Genomic DNA, 19,809 nt, shown 5'->3' with positions numbered 1-19,809 from the left:
GCTTTTCAACGATGCATCCTCGTCTCACTCTCGCGCTTGCCATCATGGAAGCGATCGCTATCCTCTCGTACGCCATCTCGGGTCTGGTCGAAGCGCGTACGAAAAGGCTGGATGGGGTTGGGACTTTTCTTGTCGCTATGGCGACCGCTTTTGGTGGCGGGACCGTAAGAGATATCTTGCTTGATCGCAGACCGTTCTCGTGGGTCGAGCATCAGTGGTATCCGATCGTGATCTTCGTGCTGTGCTGCTTTGCGCCGCTCGTGCTGCGGACTTTCGATCGCGTGGTCAATGAGCGGGTGCTGCTGGTCACGGATGCGATCGGGCTTGGGCTGTTCAGTATCTCGGGCACATCGCGGGCGCTCGATGCGCAGATGCCGTGGTTCGTCGCTTCGATGATGGGTGTGGCGACCGGTGTGTTCGGCGGGATTATCCGGGACGTGATCTGTAATGAGGTGCCGCTGATTTTGCGGGACTCGCGGCCTTATGCGACTTGTGCGTTGGTCGGGTGCTGGTTCTATCTGCTGCTGGATTACATCAACTTCGATACCGTCTACAGCGTGCTGCTTGCTACGGGATTTATTCTGGTGGCGCGGCTGGTGACGTTTAAGCTGGATGTCCGGTTGCCGCACTGAACTGATATGGGCCGCTACCCGCGCGCCCCTCCCCGCCCGAGCCAATTCCGCGCCCAAACACGAAAAAGCCCCGAGCGCATCTTAAGCGCTCGGGGCTTCCCTTAAAACGACTCAACGACAGTGCTTAACCCTTAAGCAATCCGCTCTTCCGTCTTAGGATCAAACAGAACCGCCTTAGAAACATCAAACATCAGCGACATGTTCTGATCAGGCTGCGGATTAGCCCCCGGGTGCACACGGCTAACGATGCGCTTGCCATTCACCTGCGCAAACACCAGCGTATCCGGTCCGGTCGGCTCGATCACATCGACCTTCACTTCGATCGGCTGCAGCTTCCCGTCTTCGACGTTGTGCGCATTACGCGTATCGGTAATTCGCTCAGGACGCAGACCCAGAATCACTTCCTTCCCGACATGCCCCTTCACCGCGCCATCGAAAGGCAGATTCAGCACCGAGCGCTTGACGCCGGTATCAAGCTCCAGCCCAACGCCTGAACCTTGCTCGACCACCTTACCCTGAATGAAGTTCATCGGCGGCGCGCCAATGAAGCCGGCCACGAACAGATTCGAAGGCGAATCATAAATCTCTTGCGGCGCGCCGAATTGCTGAACGACACCGTCCTTCATAACCGCGATGCGATCGCCAAGCGTCATAGCTTCGATCTGATCGTGCGTCACATAAACGATCGTCGTGCCAAGGCGTTGATGCAGAAGCTTGATTTCCGAGCGCATCTCAATCCGAAGTTTCGCATCGAGGTTCGACAGCGGTTCGTCGAACAGGAACATCGCCGGATCACGCGCCAATGCACGGCCCATCGCCACACGCTGACGCTGACCGCCCGACAGTTGACCAGGCTTGCGATCCAGCAAATGCTCGATCTGCAGCAGCTTGGAAACGCGCGCCACGATCTGATCCTGCTCGCCCTTCGGCACCTTGCGGATGTTCAGACCGAAGGAAATGTTATCCCGCACAGTCATGGACGGATAAAGCGCATACGACTGAAACACCATCGCGATATCGCGATCTTTCGGCGACAGGTTGTTCACCGTCTTGCCGCCGATCTGAATATCACCCTTCGTCACGGTCTCGAGACCGGCGATCATGTTGAGCAGCGTCGACTTACCGCAGCCCGAGCCGCCGACGAGAATCAGGAACTGACCGTCTTCGATGTCGATGTTGACACCCTTGAGGACGGGCACCCCGTTCGGGTAGGTCTTGTACACGTCACGGATGGAAAGGCTTGCCATGCTGTGAATCCTCTTGTCTCTGTACTGCTGATGCGTCGCTAGCTGGCGACGCGAGCCGAATACCGTTGCGCACCGCCATCAGGCGGGCGCACTGAAAATGAATTAACCCTTCACCGCGCCCGCCGTCAGACCGCGCACGAAATAGCGGCCTGCGATCACATAGACGAGCAGCGTCGGCAGTGCCGCGATGATCGCGCCCGCCATGTCGACGTTGTATTCCTTCACGCCCGTCGACGTATTCACGAGGTTGTTCAGCGCCACGGTGATCGGCATCGAATCGACACCGGAGAACACGATACCGAACAGGAAGTCATTCCAGATCTGCGTGAATTGCCAGATCAGGCACACCATGAAGATGGGCAGCGAGATCGGCATCATGATCTTCGTGAAGATCATGAAGAAACCCGCACCGTCGATACGCGCCGCCTTCACGAGTTCCGCCGGCACGCTCACGTAGAAGTTGCGGAAGAACATCGTCGTGAACGCGATACCGTAGACCACGTGCACCAGCACCAGGCCGCCGATCGTGTTCGACAGACCGAAGTAACCTTGTACGCGTGCCATCGGCAGCAGGATTGCCTGGAACGGAATGAAGCAGCCGACCAGCAGCATCGTGAACAGCGCATCCGCGCCGCGGAAGCGCCAGTGCGTCAGCACATAACCGTTGAACGCGCCGATGATCGACGAGATCAGCACGGCCGGGATCACCATCTTCACCGAATTGAAGAAGAACGGCTGCATGCCGTCGCAGCGCACGCCCGTACAGGCTTCGCTCCACGCCTTCACCCACGGCGCGAACGTCCAGTGCGTCGGCGGCGTCAGCAGGTTGCCCGTGCGCAGCTGGTCGATGTCCTTGAACGACGTCGACAGCATCACGTACAGCGGAAACAGGAAGTACAACGCAAACAGGATCAGCGCCGCGTAGATGACCGCGCGGCTGAAGTTCATCTTAGGCTGCATTGCGCGTGCTCCTCGATTCCAGGTACATCAGCGGCACGAGCACGGCCACGACGGTCGCGAGCATCATCATCGACGACGCTGCGCCGACACCGAGCTGCCCACGGTTGAACGAAAACGTGTACATGAACATCGCGGGCAGCGACGACGACGTGCCCGGACCACCCGCCGTCAATGCGACGACGAGGTCGAAGGTCTTGATCGTGATGTGGCAGAGAATCAGCAGCACGGAGAAGAACACCGGGCGCATACTCGGAATCACGATCTTGCGATAGATGGTCGGCAGCGTCGCGCCGTCCACCTGCGCAGCCTTGAAGATTTCGCTATCCACGCCGCGCAAACCGGCGAGGAATAGCGCCATCACGAAGCCGGTGGACTGCCACACCGCCGCGATCACGACGCAGAAAATCGCCTTGTCGGGGTCGCCCAGCCAGCCAAACGAGAAGCTCGTCCAGCCCCAGTCGTTCAGCACTTTCTGGAAGCCGAGATCCGGATTCAGAATCCACTGCCACGCCGTGCCTGTCACGATGAACGACAGCGCCATCGGGTACAGGAACACTGCGCGCAATGCGCCTTCATTGCGGATCTTCTGATCGAGCAGGATCGCGAGGAACAGACCCAGACCGACGCAGATCGCGATGAACGGAATGCCGAACCAGCCGAGGTTCTTCGCCGACGTCCACCAGACATCGTTATCGAACAGTTCGGCGTACCGGTCGAAACCGGAGAAATCGTAGCGAGGCATCAGTCGCGATGTCGACAGCGACAGATAACCCGTGATGAGAATGAAACCGTAGACAAAGACAAGGCTGATTACGATGCTGGGAGACAACACCAGCTTCGGAATCCAGCGGTCGGCCATGGCCGCCATCGGCGACACGCGGCGTGCTGCGGACGCCGTGCCTTTTGCGTTTCCGCTAATAGAAGCAGTCACAACGAGACTCCTGGAACTGTACCGTCGGCATCGACAGACACCGGACCGGCAGAGGCGCGGTGATGCATTGCACCATGCATCGCACCATCGTCGTCCGGCGCGCACGGGTCTTTCATGAGGTCATTAAAGATCATGCGCGCCGGCCGTTCTGCTACAACTGTGCTACGACTGCCTTACTTGGTCTTCGCAGCCTTCGCGAGTGCAGCAACTGCGCTCTTGGAGTCCTGATTCGAGTTCATGAACTTCGTCACGACGTCCGAGATTGCGCCAGCAGCTGCGTCCGGCTGAGCCATGCCGTGAGCCAGCGACGGCACATAGCCGCCCGACTTGATGGCCACCTGTTCATCAGCGTAGGACTTCTTCGCGCAGTCGTCGAATTTATCCATCGAGACGCCCAGACGGACCGGGATGGAACCCTTGTACAGGCTGAACTGCTCCTGGAATTCCGGGCTCATGATGGTCTTCGCGAGCGCGAGCTGACCCGGCGTTGCAGCCTTCTGGCCCTTCTGCTGGAAGAACACGAACGAGTCGACGTTGAACGTGTACGACTTTTCCGTGCCCGGCACAGCGGCGCAGATGTAGTCCGAGCCGGACTTCTTGTTCGCGTTCGCGAACTCGCCCTTCGCCCAGTCACCCATGAACTGCATGCCGGCCTTGCCATTGATGACCATCGCCGTTGCCAGGTTCCAGTCACGGCCCGTGCGGCCGCTGTCGAAGTAACCCTGGATCTTGCGGACCGTGTCGAACACGCCAAGCATCTTGTCCGACGTCAGCGTCTTCTCGTCGAGGTCGACCAGCGCCTTCTTGTAGAAGTCCGCGCCTTGCGACAGCACGACGTCTTCCCACAGCGTCAGGTCCTGCCACGGCTGGCCGCCCATTGCGATCGGCTGGATGCCGGCTGCCTTCATCTTGTCGGCGACAGCGAAGAACTCAGGCCACGTGGTCGGCACCTTGCCGCCTGCCTTGTCGAGCGCTGCCTTGTTGATGTACAGCCAGTTGACGCGGTGCACCGAGAACGGCGCCGCGACGTAGTGGCCGTCTGCGTGCATGATCTTGTCGATTTCGGGCGGCAGGTTCTTCTTCCAGTCGCCAGCGACGGAGTCGATGTTCACCAGCACGCCTTGCGATGCCCAGTCCTGAATCAGCGGGCCCTTGATCTGAGCCGCGCTCGGCGCGTTGCCCGAGATGACCTGGGTCTTCAGTGCCGTCATGGCCGCTGCGCCCGCGCCGCCTGCCACCGCGAAGTCCTTCCACGTGTAACCCTGCTTCTGCAGGTCGTCCTTCAGCACGCCGACGGCCTTCGATTCGCCGCCCGACGTCCACCAGTGCAGCACTTCAACCGATTCGGCCGCCTGTGCCGTGGCGACGCCACACATCAGACCTGCGGCGCACAGGGCGCCCATGATCGCACGGAATTTCATTGCTTATCTCCTCCAGACACCTGAACTAAAAACGAGTGGCCCCTGATGTCACCAGGGTGTGATGGTTGGTCAAACAGGCAATGCGAAGGACGGTCGAGCGTCGGACAGGCACACGATGATGTGGATGTGCCAGCGTGCCGAGGTTCGGCCGCGTGACGCTCAAGAGATGAGTGGTTTGCGATGCAAGAACTGTCTCCTCTTTTGATTTTTGCCTGCTCCGCCTTCTGACTGCGGCGCGTTGCAGACTCGAGGTGTCCGCGCACGTCATTCGCTGAAAACGACTGTCTCCGTGATGCTGCGCCGCGCTCAAAGGCACGCTGGCGCATGCCGGAACGCGTTGTCCATTAACATGCGGGGAAGCTACGTGCACCCGCGAAAAGGCGCTTGTTCACAAGCCCCGCACGCTTTTTTCATCGAATTCACGTTACCTCTTGATTTGGATTGTAGTTAAACTACAATTCAGTGTCAAAAAAAATTTTATCGGACTACGGGCGCCTTACAAGGCCCATCAGATACCCCCGGAGACGCATGCAAACCGACTCTAGCTTCACCTTCGTTCTCTTCGGCGGAACCGGCGATCTGTCGATGCGCAAGATCCTCCCGGCTCTGTATGAAGCGCACCGTGCGGGCATGCTCGCAGCGAGCGGCAAGATCGTCGCTGTCGCGCGTCATGAAGACGACCGCGCGAGCTATCTGCAATGGGTCAATGAACATGTGAAGGCGCACGTCGCGAAGAGCGGTCTCGATGAAAGCGCGTGGGCGAGCTTTATCGATCGCATCGAGTATGTGAAGCTCGATCTCGGCAAGGCCGAAGACTTCGTGAAGCTGCGTGATGCACTGCAAGATCATTCGGGCACACGCGTGTTCTATCTGGCGACGGGTCCGTCGCTGTTCGTGCCGATCTGCCGCGCGCTCGCATCCGTCGGGTTGAACGAGAATGCGCGCATCGTGCTCGAGAAGCCGCTTGGCTACGATCTGCGTTCGTCGAATGCGATCAACGATGCGGTCGGCGAGATCTTCGCCGAAGAGCAGATCTATCGTATCGACCACTATCTCGGCAAAGAGCCCGTGCAGAACCTGCTGGCGCTGCGCTTCGGCAATGCATTGTTTGAGCCGCTGTGGCGTCGCGAGTGGGTCGAGAGCATCCAGATCACGATTGCGGAAGAACTCGGCGTCGAAGCACGCGGCGACTTCTACGACAACACGGGCGCGTTGCGCGACATGGTTCAAAACCATTTGCTGCAACTGCTTTCGATCGTCGCAATGGAACCGCCGCATTCGATGGATTCCGACTCTGTTCGCGATGAAAAGCTGCGCGTGCTGCGCGCCCTGAAGCCGATCGATCCGCGCGACATCAGCAAGGTCGCCGTGCGCGGCCAGTATCACGCGGGTGTGATTCGCGGTACTTCGGTGCCCGCGTATGCAACCGAACACGGCGTGAAGCCCGACAGCGCGACAGAAACCTTCGTCGCGCTGAAGGTCGAGATCGAAAACTGGCGCTGGGCGGGTGTCCCCTTCTTCCTGCGCACGGGCAAGCGGTTGGCTGACCGCGTCGCGGAAATCGTCGTGAACTTTCGTGCAGTGCCGCATTCGGCGCTCGGTGCTTCCGCGTTGCGCGCGGGCGCGAACCGCCTGGTGATCCGCCTGCAACCGAACGAAACGATTCGCCTCTATTGCCTCGCGAAGAAGCCGGGCGAAGGGATGAATCTGTCGAGCGTCCACCTCGATCTCGCCTTCGACCAGTTCTTCAAGGAAGGCCAGATGGAGGCGTATCAACGTCTGCTGCTCGACGTGATCAACGGACGTCTTGCCCTCTTCGTGCGTCGCGACGAACAGGAAGCGGCATGGAAGTGGGTCGAACCGATCCTCAACGAATGGGCCGCGTCGGGCAAACCGAAGCCATACGCAGCGGGCACGTGGGGACCGGCCGCGTCGAGCGCGATGCTTGCGCAGCACGGCACCTGCTGGCTCGAAGAAGAGAATTGATGTGAATTGACGCGACGCGAGTGACGTTTGAGAGGCGCGTTTTGTTTTGTCCTGCGATCATTCTCTTTTGGCTCGCAGCGCGCCTTTGCAGCAAGTATTGAACACTGCGTTGAACACAGCATGAACCGTCGGACCGGGCAACGTGCAGGTCACGACAGCAGCGGGACACGTCGACAGCGGCTCCAGCCGATAACCGCCGTCGCCCCGCCGCACTTCAGATCAAACAAAGAAAGCAGCATGGAGGAGAAGTGATCGAGCTTCACGCTTTCGACGACCCGCGCGCCCAATCCGACGCGCTGGCGAAGGCGGTCGGCGACGCGTTACATGCGTCGCTCGCCGCCGGTGCGAGCGCGACCCGCGCCCGCCCGACGACGCTTGCAGTGTCCGGCGGCACGAGTCCGCGTCCGTTTCTGCAAACCCTGTCCACGCAGCCGTTCGACTGGAAGCGCATTGCCGTGACGCTCGTCGACGACCGCTGGGTGCCCGATACGGATAGCGCCAGCAACGCCCGCCTCGCGCGCGAAACGCTGTTGCAGCATGCCGCGCGTGACGCCGCCTTCCTGCCGCTGGTGGACACGGCGCAATCGCTCGATGCGTACGTCGCCGCATTGAACGGCGAAATCGCGAGCGGCGATCGTCATCTGCCCGACGTCGCCGTGCTCGGCATGGGCGAAGACGGCCACACGGCATCGATTTTTGCGGACGCGCCCGAATGGGAGCACGCGATCTCGACAGCCGAGCCGTTCGTCGCCGTGCATCCCGGCGCCGCGCCGCATGCGCGCGTGAGCTGGTCGATGTCCGCCTTGAAGAAAGTCGACCGGCTGTTCCTGCTGATCGCCGGTCAGAAAAAGCTCGACGTGCTCAATGCCGCCGCAGCCGCCCCACAAAAAAATGCCATCTCGACGCTGGCGAACGACAAGGGAGTGAGACTCGATGTCTACTGGTGTGCAAACTAAGACTGTGCCCGGCGCGGGACAGCACGCCGACGGACCGAGGCTGCTCGCCGACATCGGCGGCACCAATGCGCGCTTCGCGCTTGAAACCGGTCCCGGCGAAATCACGCAGGTTCTCGTCTATCCGTGCGCGGAGTATCCGGGCGTTGCGGAAGTCATCAAGAAGTATCTGAAGGACACCAAGATCGGCCGCGTGAATCATGCGGCGATTGCGATTGCAAACCCGGTCGATGGAGATCAGGTCAGCATGACCAATCACGACTGGACCTTCTCGATCGAAGGCACGCGCCGCGCGCTGGGCTTCGATACGCTGCTCGTCGTGAACGACTTCACCGCACTGGCAATGGCCCTACCGGGTCTGACGGATGCGCAGCGCGTGCAGGTCGGTGGCGGCACGCGTCGTCAGAACAGCGTGATCGGCCTGCTCGGTCCGGGCACGGGCATGGGCGTGTCGGGCCTGATTCCCGCCGACGACCGCTGGATTGCACTCGGCAGCGAAGGCGGCCACGCGACGTTCGCACCGATGGACGAGCGCGAAGACCTCGTGCTGCAGTACGCGCGCAAGAAGTGGTCGCACGTGTCGTTCGAACGCGTGGCGGCGGGTCCGGGGATCGAAGTGATCTATCGCGCGCTGGCGCAACGTGACAAGAAGCGCGTGCCGGCGACGATCGAAGTCTCGGAGATCGTGAAGAAGGGACTCGACGGCGATCCGCTGGCGGCTGAAACCATCGATGTGTTCTGCGGCATTCTCGGCACGTTCGCCGGCAATATCGCAGTGACGCTGGGTTCGCTGGGCGGTATTTATATCGGCGGCGGCGTGGTGCCGCGTCTGGGCGAAGTGTTCGCGCGCTCGTCGTTCCGTCAGCGTTTCGAGGCAAAGGGGCGCTTCGAGGCGTATCTGAAGAACGTGCCGACTTACGTGATCACGGCGGAGTATCCGGCGTTTCTCGGCGTGTCGGCGATTCTCGCGGAGCAGTTGTCGAATCGCGCGGGCGGCAGTTCGTCGGCGGTGTTCGAGCGCATCCGGCAGATGCGCGATGCGCTGACGCCTGCTGAGCGACGCGTCGCCGATCTCGCGCTGAATCATCCGCGTTCGATCATCAACGATCCGATCGTCGATATCGCGCGCAAGGCCGACGTGAGCCAGCCGACGGTGATCCGCTTCTGCCGTTCGCTCGGCTGTCAGGGTCTGTCCGATTTCAAGCTGAAGCTGGCGACGGGCTTGACGGGCACGATTCCCGTGTCGCACAGCCAGGTTCATCTCGGCGATACCGCGACGGACTTCGGCGCGAAGGTGCTGGATAACACTGTCTCAGCGATTCTGCAGCTGCGCGAGCACCTGAATTTCGAGCATGTCGAAGCGGCGATCGATCTGTTGAACAGCGCTCGGCGCATCGAGTTCTATGGTCTCGGCAATTCGAACATCGTCGCGCAGGACGCGCATTACAAGTTCTTCCGCTTTGGCATTCCGACTATTGCCTACGGCGATCTGTATATGCAGGCGGCTTCGGCTGCTTTGCTGGGCAAGGGTGATGTGATTGTTGCCGTGTCGAAGTCAGGTCGTGCGCCTGAACTGCTGCGTGTGCTTGAAGTAGCGATGCAGGCTGGCGCGAAGGTGATTGCAATCACGTCGAGCAATACGCCGCTGGCCAAGCGCGCGACGGTTGCGCTGGAAACCGATCACATCGAGATTCGCGAGTCGCAGTTGTCGATGATTTCGCGGGTTTTGCATCTGTTGATGATCGATATCCTGGCCGTCGGCGTGGCCATTCGACGGGCTGCGCCGACTTCGTCGGAGGTCAGCACTGCTGTGACCAAGGCACGCAAGGGTGCCGATGAGGATACGTCGGCTGTGCTTGATTGGCTTAGTCATGGGGCTGCGGCGTCGCCGAAGGATTAAGGTTTTTTGGTTTGTTTTGGTTTGTTTTTGCGGTGCTGGGGTGGTGTTTTTGTCGTTGCGCTGGCATCCGCGATTTGCCATCGTGCTTCACGCGTTGCCCCTGTGCGGGGCGGCACCTACTTTTCTTTGCCGCGGCAAAGAAAAGTAGGCAAAAGAAAGCCGCTGAACACCGCTAGTTCTTCTCTTTGCCCACGGGCCCCCAACGGCCCCGTCCCGTTCGAGGCATCTCCCTTCTCGATGCCCGCTGCCAACGCTCTTATTGAGCGCCTCACCCGCTTCGCACGCCTGCGTCGCCGCGTGCGCGATCAAATCTCCCACGTTCTATAGCGGCAAACTGTGTGTCGGCTGTCGCGGCGTATGCGCTTCACTCCGGACTAAAAACCAAGATCGCGGCTCGGAAGCACGATCGGTGTCGTAGGAGCGCTGAGGCGTGAAGTACTACGACCTACACACAGTTTGCCACCTGGGCGGCCGTAACCAGTCGCTGCCGGTTGCTGCGCTACGGGTGATTGAAGTGGGTGAGGCGCACGTTCTGAGCGTTGGCAACGGGCGGTGACTGAGAGGTTGCCGTATGAAGCGGAGGAACCGTTGGGGGCCCTCAGGCGGTGGTCAAGAACGGGCGGTGTTAGCCCGCTTTCTTTGCTTACTTTCTTTGCGGCGGCAAAGAAAGTAAGTGCCGCCCCGCACAGGGGCAACGCCTGCGCCGCGTAGGCGCATCGCGGATGCCAGCGCAAAACACAAGCAAACTAAACCAGCGTCGCAGACACAAAAACAAAACCTTAACTGCGAGCGGCGCCAACCGCCGCCCTCGAATGCCACCGCACCACCAACCCTCTCCCCACAAAACACAACGACCCAGCCACAGCAATCGTCACCCCCATCCCACGCGGCGAGCCGTCGTGCCACAGGCCAACAGCAAAACTCGACAACGCCCCAAGCGCAAGCTGCATCGCGCCAAACACAGCCGCCGCCGCGCCCGCATTCCGCGGATAGCGATGCATCAGATCAGTCGTGCAATTCGCCGACAACAGCCCAACCACGCCCACGACAAAAAACAGACCGGCAACGATCGACCACAGCCCGCCCCACCCCGTCAGACACATCACCGCCACGAACAGCGATGCGACAAAACTGATCATCGCAGCCGCCGAGATAATGGGCAGCGGCCCCGTACGCCCAACAACCCGCGTGTTGATGAAATTGCCGAGCATGATGCCGACGATGTTCAGCCCGAACAGAAATCCATAGTGCTGCGCGGACACATGAAAATATTCGATATAAACGAACGGCGTCGCCGTGATGTACGCGAACATCGACGCGAACGCCATACCCCCACACAGCATGTGCCCCCAGGTAACGGGATCCCTGAGCAAGGTGCCATACGCAGCGAACGACTGCAGCACCGCACCGTGCGCGCGCTTCTCGCGCGGCCAGGTTTCCGGCACTCGCAAAAAAGCAGTAACAGCGCAGATCGCGCCAAAGATCGTCAGCGCGATGAACACGACGCGCCAGCCGCCGAGCAGCAGCAACTGCCCGCCGATCAGCGGCGCGAGCAACGGCCCGATCGACGTCACAATTGCGAGCATCGACAGCACGCGGGCAGCGTCCGACGGTCCATGCGCGTCTCGGGCGATTGCGCGCGCCAGCACCGATGCCGCGCCCGCACCGAGCGCCTGCAAAAAGCGGAACGTGACCAGAGCGCCAATCGACAGCGACACCGCGCACGCAATCGTCGCCAGGGTATACATGATGATGCCGCCGAGCAGCACGGGGCGGCGCCCATACGCATCCGACATCGGTCCATACAGCAACATGCCGACCGAGAAGCCAAGCATGAAGCTCGTCAGCGTGCCCTGCGCGGCGCCCGCGCTGACGCTGAATGCCTGCGTGATGGACGGCAGGCTGGGCAGGTACATATCGATCGAAATCGGCCCGCACGCGGCCAGCGCGCCGAGCAGCAGAATCAGCCGGGCATCCGGCCGGGATCTGACGTCGTGAGACATGGGATTCCAGTGAGAAGCAGCGCGCGAAGACGGGCCGATGCTGGACCCAGCGGGCCATGCAGCGCTGCAGGATACGGCCCCTGATTGTACCCGACACCTGCATTAGCCCCGCCCGGCAGCGGCCCTGAACGGGCTTTCTTCGCCTTTTCGGTTAAGCTGGCCGTCCGTTCTGTCGATACCGGTATCCGAACCAGATGACCGCCTTTCTGCTGATCTGGAGCCCGAAGAAGTGGCCGTGGCCCGAGTTGCCCGACGTGGCGAAACGCGTCTCGGCAGGCGAAGCCGTCACCGATGTCTGGGGCTGCGGCCACTCGCGCAGCATCCTGCCCGGCGACCGCGTGTTCATCCACCGCGTCACGCTAGAGCCGAAAGGCGTGTTCGCGTCCGGCTACGTGACGCGTGCGCCGTACGAGATGCCCGACGCGACCAAGAAACGCGGCTACCGCCTGTGCGTCGATTTCGTCTACGACTATCTGGTCGATGCGCATCATGAAGTCGTCGTGACTCGCGACGAACTGCGCAAGCATCCGTTCTCCGTGCAGACGTGGGACGCGCAAACCTCCGGCATCTCGATAAAGCCGATGGCTGAAGGTGCGTTCGAGAAACTGTGGATCGAACGCACGGGCAAACGCGCGCCGCCCGTTGTCGCGCCGCAGGTGGATGAACCCGCGAAGTCGACCAAGCAACAGGCCACGGAAGCATGGAGCGCCGCGAACAAGGTCGCGGCAGGCAAGCGCGCGGCGCGAGTCGCGATGTACTTCAGTTCGCCCAAACGCCCGAACGGCACGCCCAGCGACGGCGACGGCAACAGCGGCGAAAGCTGACAGGGACGCGCCCCGCCCCGCGCTGCTCACCGCCGATTCCACACGACTCCGGTACAATTTCGTGAGGTCACTTCCCGGATCATGCGTTCTTTGCGCGCTTCGAAGCGCGCGCTCGCACCGCATCCGCACCGCCCGTGTACTGCACTCGCACACGTCACAGCCATTCGACGCGCGAGCCCAACCCAAGCAGGTCCAACGCTCATGTCCAGCAATCAAGAACTCTTCGACCGCGCCCAGAAAACCATTCCGGGCGGCGTCAATTCGCCCGTGCGCGCCTTCCGTTCGGTCGGCGGCACGCCGCGTTTCATCGAGCGCGCGCAAGGCGCGTACTTCTGGGACGCCGAGGGCAAGCGCTATATCGACTACATTGGCTCGTGGGGGCCGATGATCGTCGGCCACGTGCATCCCGAAGTGCTCGAAGCCGTGCAGCGCGTGCTGGCCAACGGTTTCTCGTTCGGTGCGCCGACTGAAGCCGAGATCGAGATTGCAGAGGAAATCTGCAAGCTGGTGCCTTCGATGGAACAGGTGCGGATGGTGTCGAGCGGCACGGAAGCCACGATGAGCGCGCTGCGCCTCGCACGCGGCTTCACGAACCGCAGCCGCATCGTCAAGTTCGAAGGCTGCTATCACGGCCACGCGGACAGCCTGCTCGTCAAAGCGGGCTCGGGCCTGCTGACCTTCGGCAACCCGACGTCGGCGGGCGTGCCCGTCGATATCGCGAAGCACACCACCGTGCTCGAATACAACAACGTCGCCGCGCTCGAAGAAGCGTTCAAGGCGTTCGGCAACGAGATTGCATCGGTGATCGTCGAGCCGGTGGCAGGCAACATGAACCTGGTGCGCGCGACGCCCGAATTCCTCGGCGCGCTGCGTCGCCTGTGCACCGAGTACGGCGCGGTCCTGATTTTCGACGAAGTGATGTGCGGCTTCCGCGTCGCGCTCGGCGGCGCGCAGCAGTTGTACGGCATCACGCCGGATCTCACGTGTCTGGGCAAGGTGATCGGCGGCGGCATGCCGGCGGCAGCCTTCGGCGGTCGGCGCGACATCATGGCTCATCTCGCGCCGCTTGGCGGCGTGTATCAGGCGGGCACGCTGTCGGGCAACCCGATCGCCGTCGCGGCCGGTCTGAAAACGCTGCAACTTATCCAGGCGCCGGGCTTCTACGACGCGCTGTCGCGTCAAACCACGCGCCTCGTGCAAGGCCTCACGCAAGCCGCGCGCGAAGCGAAACTGCCGTTCGCGGCGGATTCCGTCGGCGGCATGTTCGGCCTGTATTTCTCGGACTCGGTGCCGGGCAGCTTCGCGGAAATTTCGCGTTGCGACGTGCCGCGCTTCAACGTGTTCTTCCACAAGATGCTGGATGCGGGCGTGTACTTCGCGCCGTCGGCGTACGAAGCTGGCTTCGTGTCCAGCGCCCACGACGACGCGATCATCGACGCCACCGTCGAAGCCGCGCGCGGCGCATTCAAGTCGCTCGTTTGATTCACGCTGACGAAACACTGAACGGATAACCCGAAGCCGATGTTCTCGCAGACCGATTTCGTCCACATGGAACGCGCGCTGGCCCTCGCCTGGCGCGGCCTGTACACGACCGACCCGAATCCGCGCGTCGGTTGCGTACTGGTGAAAAACGGCGAGGTGATCGGCGAAGGCTTTACGCAGCCCGCCGGTCACGATCACGCGGAAATCCAGGCGCTCAAGGACGCGCGCAAGCGCGGCCACGACATTCAAGGCGCGACCGCTTACGTCACACTCGAACCCTGCAGCCATTTCGGCCGCACGCCGCCGTGCGCGAACGCGCTGATCGAAGCGAAGCTCGCGCGCGTAGTGGCGGCAATGGAAGACCCGAACCCGCGTGTGTCCGGGCGCGGCCTGTCGATGCTGCGCGATGCGGGCATCGAAGTGCGCTGCGGCCTGCTCGAAAACGAGGCCCGCGAACTGAACATCGGTTTCGTCTCGCGGATGACGCGCGGCCGGCCCTGGGTGCGGATGAAAGTGGCCGCCTCGCTGGATGGCCGCACCGGCTTGCCGTCGGGCGAAAGCCAGTGGATCACGGGCGATGCGGCGCGAAACGACGGCCACGCATGGCGCGCCCGCGCGTCGGCAATCCTGACGGGCATCGGCACGGTGAAGGAAGACAATCCGCGCATGACCGTGCGCGCCGTCGATACGCCGCGCCAGCCGCATCGCGTGTTGATCGACAGCCAGCTCGAAGTGCCGCCTGAGGCGCAGATTCTGGCCGGCGCGCCGACGCTGATTTTTTGCAGCACGCTCACGCCGCTTCTCGAAGAACGCGCCGTTGCGCTGCACGACCGGGGCGCCGAAATCGTGCCGCTCGCGAACGAACAAGGCAAGGTCGACCTGCCGCGTATGCTCGAAGAACTCGGCAAGCGCGAGGTCAATGAACTGCATGTCGAAGCGGGCTACAAGCTGAATGGATCGCTGCTGCGCGAAGGCTGCGTCGACGAACTGCTCGTCTATCTCGCGCCGAGCCTGCTTGGCAACGATTCGATGAGCATGTTCAATCTCGCCGCGCCCGGCTCGCTGGACGCGCGCACCGAACTGGAATTTCATGCCGTGGACCGGATCGGCAGCGACGTGCGCATCCTCGCGCGCCTGTTGCCGAAGCAACCCACGCATTGACCGATTAGATAGAGGACACGACACGATGTTTACGGGAATCGTCGCGGCTGTCGGCCGCATTGCATCGATCAAGCCGCTCGGCAGCGAGCCGGACGCGGGCGTGCGCCTGAGCGTCGAGGCAGGCGGCCTCGATATGGAAGACGTGCAACTGGGCGACAGCATCGCGATCCAGGGCGCGTGCATGACGGTGATCGAAAAGACGCCGGCATCGTTCGACGTGGAAGTCTCGCGCGAAAGCCTGAACCGTACGGTGGGTCTCGGCGACACGGGCGAAGTGAACCTGGAAAAGGCGCTGCGCTCGCATGACCGGCTGGGCGGCCATATCGTTTCGGGCCACGTGGACGGCCTCGGCACGGTCACGCGCTTCGCGCGCGTAGGCGAATCGCACGAACTGCGCGTGCTCGCACCGCGTGAAATCGGCAAGTACCTCGCGTACAAAGGCTCAATCACCGTGAACGGCGTGAGCCTGACCGTCAATTCGGTCGAGGACCGCGCCGACGGCTGCGAGTTTTCGATCAATCTGATTCCGCACACGGTTGAAGTGACCACGCTCAAGGCCCTGAAGGAAGGCGCGCAGGTGAATCTGGAGATCGACCTGATCGCGCGTTACGTCGAGCGGATGCTCAACGCGCCGAAGTAGTCTCGCGCGGCTTCAGACGGCTGAATATTCGTCCGGACGGCATATGCCGTTCGGACGGGCGACTTGCCGGGCGGCGTGGCGTAAAATACGCGCTTTCCCAAACTTCTCGCCAACATGACCCTCGCCTCCACCCTTGAAATCATCGCCGAGCTCAAAGCTGGCCGGATGGTGATTCTTGTCGACGAAGAAGACCGCGAAAACGAGGGCGACCTCGTCATCGCAGCGGAATTCATCACGCCGGAAGCGATCAACTTCATGGCGCGCTACGGCCGTGGCCTGATCTGTCTGACGCTCACGCAGGAACGCTGCAAGCTGCTGAACCTGCCGTTGATGACGCACCGCAACGGCACGCAGTACGGCACGGCCTTCACCGTCAGCATCGAGGCGGCGGAAGGCGTCACCACGGGCATTTCGGCGGCGGATCGCGCGCATACCATCGCGACGGCCGTCGCGGCGAACGCGCGCGTCGAAGATATCGTCCAGCCGGGCCACGTGTTCCCGATCATGGCGCAGCCGGGCGGCGTGCTCGTTCGCGCGGGTCATACGGAAGCCGGCTGCGATTTCACGGCGCTTGCAGGCCTGACGCCGGCGGCTGTGATCTGCGAAATCATCAAGGACGACGGCACGATGGCGCGCCTGCCCGATCTGATGACGTTCGCGGAAGAACACGGCCTGAAGATCGGCACGATCGCCGATCTGATCCACTATCGCAGCCGCACGGAATCGATCGTGGAGCGCGTGTGCGAACGCACCATGCAAACCGTGCACGGGCCGTTCCGCGCCGTGATGTATCTGGACCAGCCGAGCGGCCAGCCGCATATGGCGCTGGTTCGCGGCACACCCACGCCGGATCGCGAAACCATGGTGCGCGTGCACGAGCCTTTGTCGGTGCTGGATCTGCTGGAAGTCGGCACGTCGACGCACTCGTGGACGCTCGACGCCGCCATGAAGGAAATCGCCGCGCGCGATCACGGCGTGATCGTGCTGCTGAACTGCGGCGACTCGAAAGAACACATGATCGACGTGTTCAAGGCATTCGACGAAAAAAGCCGGGCCGAGGCGCTCAAGCGCCGTCCGGTGGACTTCAAGACGTATGGCATCGGCGCGCAGATTTTGCGCGAACTCGGTGTCGGCAAGATGCAGGTGCTGTCGAACCCGCGCAAGCTGGGCAGCATGTCCGGCTACGGGCTCGAAGTGACCGGCTTCGTGCCGATGCCAGGCAGCGCGGCCGAAAAGCCGCAAAACTGCTGAATGCATCAACTGCTTTCACGACCAGTTTTCGCCTGGATCCTGCTTAGTTCACGCTAACCTGCGCTCAACCAACACACTACGGACCTCATATGGAAATCGGACAATACCAACCGAATCTCGACGGCGACGGCCTGCGCATCGGCATCGTCCAATCGCGCTTTAACGAACCCGTCTGCAACGGCCTCGCCGATGCATGTATCGAAGAACTTGAACGCCTCGGCGTGACGGGCGAAGACGTGCTGCTCGTCACCGTGCCGGGTGCGCTGGAAATCCCGCTGGCGCTGCAAAAGCTTGCCGAAAGCGGCCAGTTCGACGCCCTGATCGCGCTCGGCGCGGTTATCCGCGGCGAGACGTATCACTTCGAACTCGTGTCGAACGAAAGCGGCTCGGGCATCTCGCGCATCGCGCTGGACTTCGGCATTCCCGTCGCGAACGCCGTGCTGACCACCGAAAATGACGAGCAGGCTGTCGCCCGCATGACCGAAAAGGGTCGCGACGCGGCGCGCACGGCAGTCGAAATGGCGAACCTCGCGGTCGCGCTGGAGCAACTCGACGGCGGCGACGACGATGAGGAAGACGAAGACGAGGACGACGAAGAGGAACGGGCATGAAGAGCGCACGCCGACGCTCCCGCGAACTGGCCACGCAGGGGCTTTATCAGTGGCTGCTGTCGGGTTCGCCGGCAGGTGAAATCGACGCGCAGCTGCGTGGTGCCCAAGGCTACGACAAGGCTGACCACGAGCATCTGGACGCGATCCTGCATGGCGTGATCCGCGATTCGGAGGCTTTGTCCGCCGACCTCACGCCCTGCCTCGACCGTCCGATCGACCAGTTGTCGCCCGTCGAGCGCGCGGTGCTGCTGGTCGCCGCATACGAGCTGAAGAATCACGTCGACATTCCGTATCGCGTCGTCATCAACGAGGCAGTCGAACTGGCGAAGACCTTCGGCGGCGCCGACGGCTACAAGTACGTCAACGGCGTGCTGGACAAGCTGTCGGTGAAACTGCGCGAAGCGGAAACGCAGGCGGCCGGCCGCAAGCAGTAAGCGCGCGTCACGCGCCTGGTTGGCTTCATTAGCTAGCTGGCTGCAGTAGTTGGCGATGCAGGCGGGTCCAGCGTTACGCGGGCCCGCCTTTGTTTTTTGCGCGACCCTGTGCGCGCGTTGGTATTGAACTGGACTCATCGAATGAACAGCGTGACCGAACCCCTCGTGAAACTGGCCGCCCGCGTCGACGCCATCCAGCCGTTCTACGTGATGGAACTGGCGAAGCAAGCTGCAGTGCTGGAGCGCGCCGGGCGTGACATCATCCATATGGGCATCGGCGAACCCGATTTCACGGCGCCGGAACCTGTGATCGAGGCCGCCACGCGGGCGCTGCGCAGTGGCGTCACGCAGTACACCAACGCGCTCGGTATTCATGCGCTACGCGAGGCGATCGCCGGTCACTACAAGCTTGCGTATGGTCTGGACATCGATCCGGCGCGGATCGTGGTGACGGCGGGCGCGTCGGCAGCGTTGCTGCTGGCATGCGCCGCGCTCGTCGATCGCGACGACGAAGTACTGATGCCCGACCCCAGCTATCCGTGCAACCGCCACTTCGTCGCTGCCGCCGAGGGCAAGCCGGTGCTGGTGCCAAGCGGCCCGGCCGAGCGCTTCCAGCTGACCGCCGCCGACGTCGAGCGCCTGTGGAACGACCGCACGCGCGGCGTGCTGCTCGCTTCGCCGTCGAACCCGACGGGCACGTCGATCGAACCGGCCGAACTGAAGCGTATCGTCGAAGCCGTCCGCAAACGCGGCGGCTTCACGATCGTCGACGAGATCTATCAGGGTTTGAGCTATGACGCGCCGCCCGTGTCGGCGCTGTCGTTCGGCGAGGACGTGGTTACCGTCAACAGCTTCTCGAAGTATTTCAACATGACGGGATGGCGTCTCGGCTGGCTCGTGGTTCCGCCTTCGCTCGTCGGCGCGTTCGAGAAGCTTGCGCAGAATCTGTTCATCTGTGCGTCGGCGCTGGCGCAGCACGCTGCCCTCGCCTGCTTCGAGCCGGATACGCTTGCCATCTACGAAGCGCGCCGGCTGGAATTCAAGCGACGCCGCGATTTCATCGCGCCTGCGCTGCAATCGCTGGGCTTTTCGGTGCCTGTGATGCCGGACGGCGCGTTCTACGTGTACGCGGATTGCCGCAGCGTCGCCCATCCCGCCGCCGGCAACAGCGCGGCGCTGACCAGTGCGATGCTGCACGATGCGGGCGTCGTGCTCGTGCCGGGTATGGATTTCGGCTCGTATCAGCCGCGCGAGTACATCCGGCTGTCGTATGCGACGGCTTACTCGAAGCTCGAAGAGGCCGTCGCGCGCCTGCGCAAGCTGTTCGGCGGGTAAGCGCCTCGCGTCCGGCAGACGCCGGGCGCAGCAAGACC

17 protein-coding genes are annotated in these 19,809 nt (G+C 62.2%); 12 read left to right on the top strand and 5 right to left on the bottom strand.

The window, feature by feature from the left end:
• Window positions 1-11: 11 nt before the first annotated feature.
• Window positions 12-632 (top strand): trimeric intracellular cation channel family protein, encoded by a 621-nt coding sequence (locus tag G3O01_RS34625; RefSeq protein ID WP_205811500.1) that lies wholly within the window; start codon window positions 12-14, stop codon window positions 630-632.
• A 131-nt stretch (window positions 633-763) separates the two neighbouring features.
• Here G3O01_RS34625 and ugpC read toward each other — a convergent pair whose 3' ends face one another.
• The 4 genes from ugpC to G3O01_RS34605 form a co-directional block, all read right to left on the bottom strand.
• A complete protein-coding gene (gene ugpC, locus G3O01_RS34620) occupies window positions 764-1,879 on the bottom strand; it encodes a sn-glycerol-3-phosphate ABC transporter ATP-binding protein UgpC (protein WP_205811499.1) in 1,116 nt (371 codons plus the stop codon).
• A 102-nt stretch (window positions 1,880-1,981) separates the two neighbouring features.
• Window positions 1,982-2,839 (bottom strand): carbohydrate ABC transporter permease, encoded by an 858-nt coding sequence (locus tag G3O01_RS34615; protein ID WP_205811498.1) that lies wholly within the window; start codon window positions 2,837-2,839, stop codon window positions 1,982-1,984.
• Window positions 2,829-3,770 (bottom strand): sugar ABC transporter permease, encoded by a 942-nt coding sequence (locus G3O01_RS34610; protein WP_205811497.1) that lies wholly within the window; start codon window positions 3,768-3,770, stop codon window positions 2,829-2,831. Before G3O01_RS34610 ends, G3O01_RS34615 begins: the two co-directional genes overlap by 11 nt.
• 173 nt (window positions 3,771-3,943) lie before the next feature.
• Window positions 3,944-5,191, bottom strand: a complete 1,248-nt coding sequence (locus G3O01_RS34605) for an ABC transporter substrate-binding protein (protein WP_205811496.1) — start codon at window positions 5,189-5,191, stop codon at window positions 3,944-3,946.
• A gap of 528 nt (window positions 5,192-5,719) precedes the next feature.
• On the opposite strand from G3O01_RS34605, the gene zwf reads away from it, so the two are divergent.
• The 3 genes from zwf to G3O01_RS34590 all read left to right on the top strand — a co-directional run bounded on the left by zwf (window position 5,720) and on the right by G3O01_RS34590 (window position 10,030).
• Window positions 5,720-7,177 carry a glucose-6-phosphate dehydrogenase gene (gene zwf / locus G3O01_RS34600; protein WP_205811495.1) on the top strand — a complete coding sequence of 486 codons (1,458 nt, stop codon included), beginning with the start codon at window positions 5,720-5,722 and terminating at the stop codon, window positions 7,175-7,177.
• A 248-nt stretch (window positions 7,178-7,425) separates the two neighbouring features.
• Window positions 7,426-8,133, top strand: coding sequence for a 6-phosphogluconolactonase (gene pgl / locus G3O01_RS34595; RefSeq protein WP_205811494.1), 708 nt, complete (start codon window positions 7,426-7,428; stop codon window positions 8,131-8,133).
• Window positions 8,111-10,030 (top strand): bifunctional transcriptional regulator/glucokinase, encoded by a 1,920-nt coding sequence (locus tag G3O01_RS34590; protein WP_205811493.1) that lies wholly within the window; start codon window positions 8,111-8,113, stop codon window positions 10,028-10,030. The genes pgl and G3O01_RS34590 overlap by 23 nt, the downstream gene beginning before the upstream one ends.
• A gap of 779 nt (window positions 10,031-10,809) precedes the next feature.
• On the opposite strand, the gene G3O01_RS34585 is transcribed toward G3O01_RS34590, so the two are convergent.
• A complete protein-coding gene (locus G3O01_RS34585; protein WP_205811492.1) occupies window positions 10,810-12,033 on the bottom strand; it encodes a Bcr/CflA family multidrug efflux MFS transporter in 1,224 nt (407 codons plus the stop codon).
• Window positions 12,034-12,227: 194 nt separating this feature from the next.
• Here G3O01_RS34585 and G3O01_RS34580 point away from each other — a divergent pair, with 194 nt between their 5' ends.
• From G3O01_RS34580 to G3O01_RS34545, 8 genes are all read left to right on the top strand, one after another.
• Window positions 12,228-12,857 (top strand): hypothetical protein, encoded by a 630-nt coding sequence (locus tag G3O01_RS34580; RefSeq protein WP_205811491.1) that lies wholly within the window; start codon window positions 12,228-12,230, stop codon window positions 12,855-12,857.
• A 201-nt stretch (window positions 12,858-13,058) separates the two neighbouring features.
• The gene (hemL, locus tag G3O01_RS34575; RefSeq protein ID WP_205811490.1) at window positions 13,059-14,339 is read left to right on the top strand and encodes a glutamate-1-semialdehyde 2,1-aminomutase; all 1,281 of its coding nucleotides are present in this window, start codon (window positions 13,059-13,061) and stop codon (window positions 14,337-14,339) included.
• Between the two features lie 39 nt (window positions 14,340-14,378).
• The gene (ribD, locus tag G3O01_RS34570; RefSeq protein WP_205811489.1) at window positions 14,379-15,500 is read left to right on the top strand and encodes a bifunctional diaminohydroxyphosphoribosylaminopyrimidine deaminase/5-amino-6-(5-phosphoribosylamino)uracil reductase RibD; all 1,122 of its coding nucleotides are present in this window, start codon (window positions 14,379-14,381) and stop codon (window positions 15,498-15,500) included.
• Window positions 15,501-15,525: 25 nt separating this feature from the next.
• Window positions 15,526-16,140 carry a riboflavin synthase gene (locus G3O01_RS34565; protein WP_205811488.1) on the top strand — a complete coding sequence of 205 codons (615 nt, stop codon included), beginning with the start codon at window positions 15,526-15,528 and terminating at the stop codon, window positions 16,138-16,140.
• 114 nt (window positions 16,141-16,254) lie between these two features.
• Window positions 16,255-17,391 (top strand): bifunctional 3,4-dihydroxy-2-butanone-4-phosphate synthase/GTP cyclohydrolase II, encoded by a 1,137-nt coding sequence (ribBA, locus tag G3O01_RS34560; protein WP_205811487.1) that lies wholly within the window; start codon window positions 16,255-16,257, stop codon window positions 17,389-17,391.
• 89 nt (window positions 17,392-17,480) lie between these two features.
• Entirely contained in the window at window positions 17,481-18,002 is a 522-nt protein-coding gene (gene ribH / locus G3O01_RS34555; protein WP_205811486.1) for a 6,7-dimethyl-8-ribityllumazine synthase, read from the top strand.
• Entirely contained in the window at window positions 17,999-18,436 is a 438-nt protein-coding gene (gene nusB / locus G3O01_RS34550; RefSeq protein WP_205811485.1) for a transcription antitermination factor NusB, read from the top strand. Before ribH ends, nusB begins: the two co-directional genes overlap by 4 nt.
• A 141-nt stretch (window positions 18,437-18,577) precedes the next feature.
• The gene (locus tag G3O01_RS34545) at window positions 18,578-19,771 is read left to right on the top strand and encodes a pyridoxal phosphate-dependent aminotransferase (protein ID WP_205811484.1); all 1,194 of its coding nucleotides are present in this window, start codon (window positions 18,578-18,580) and stop codon (window positions 19,769-19,771) included.
• The last annotated feature ends 38 nt before the right edge of the window (window positions 19,772-19,809 follow it).

The sequence above is a fragment of the Burkholderia sp. Ac-20365 genome (assembly GCF_017104715.1).
GTDB lineage: Bacteria > Pseudomonadota > Gammaproteobacteria > Burkholderiales > Burkholderiaceae > Paraburkholderia.
This window is presented reverse-complemented; position numbering and strand designations above follow the sequence as displayed.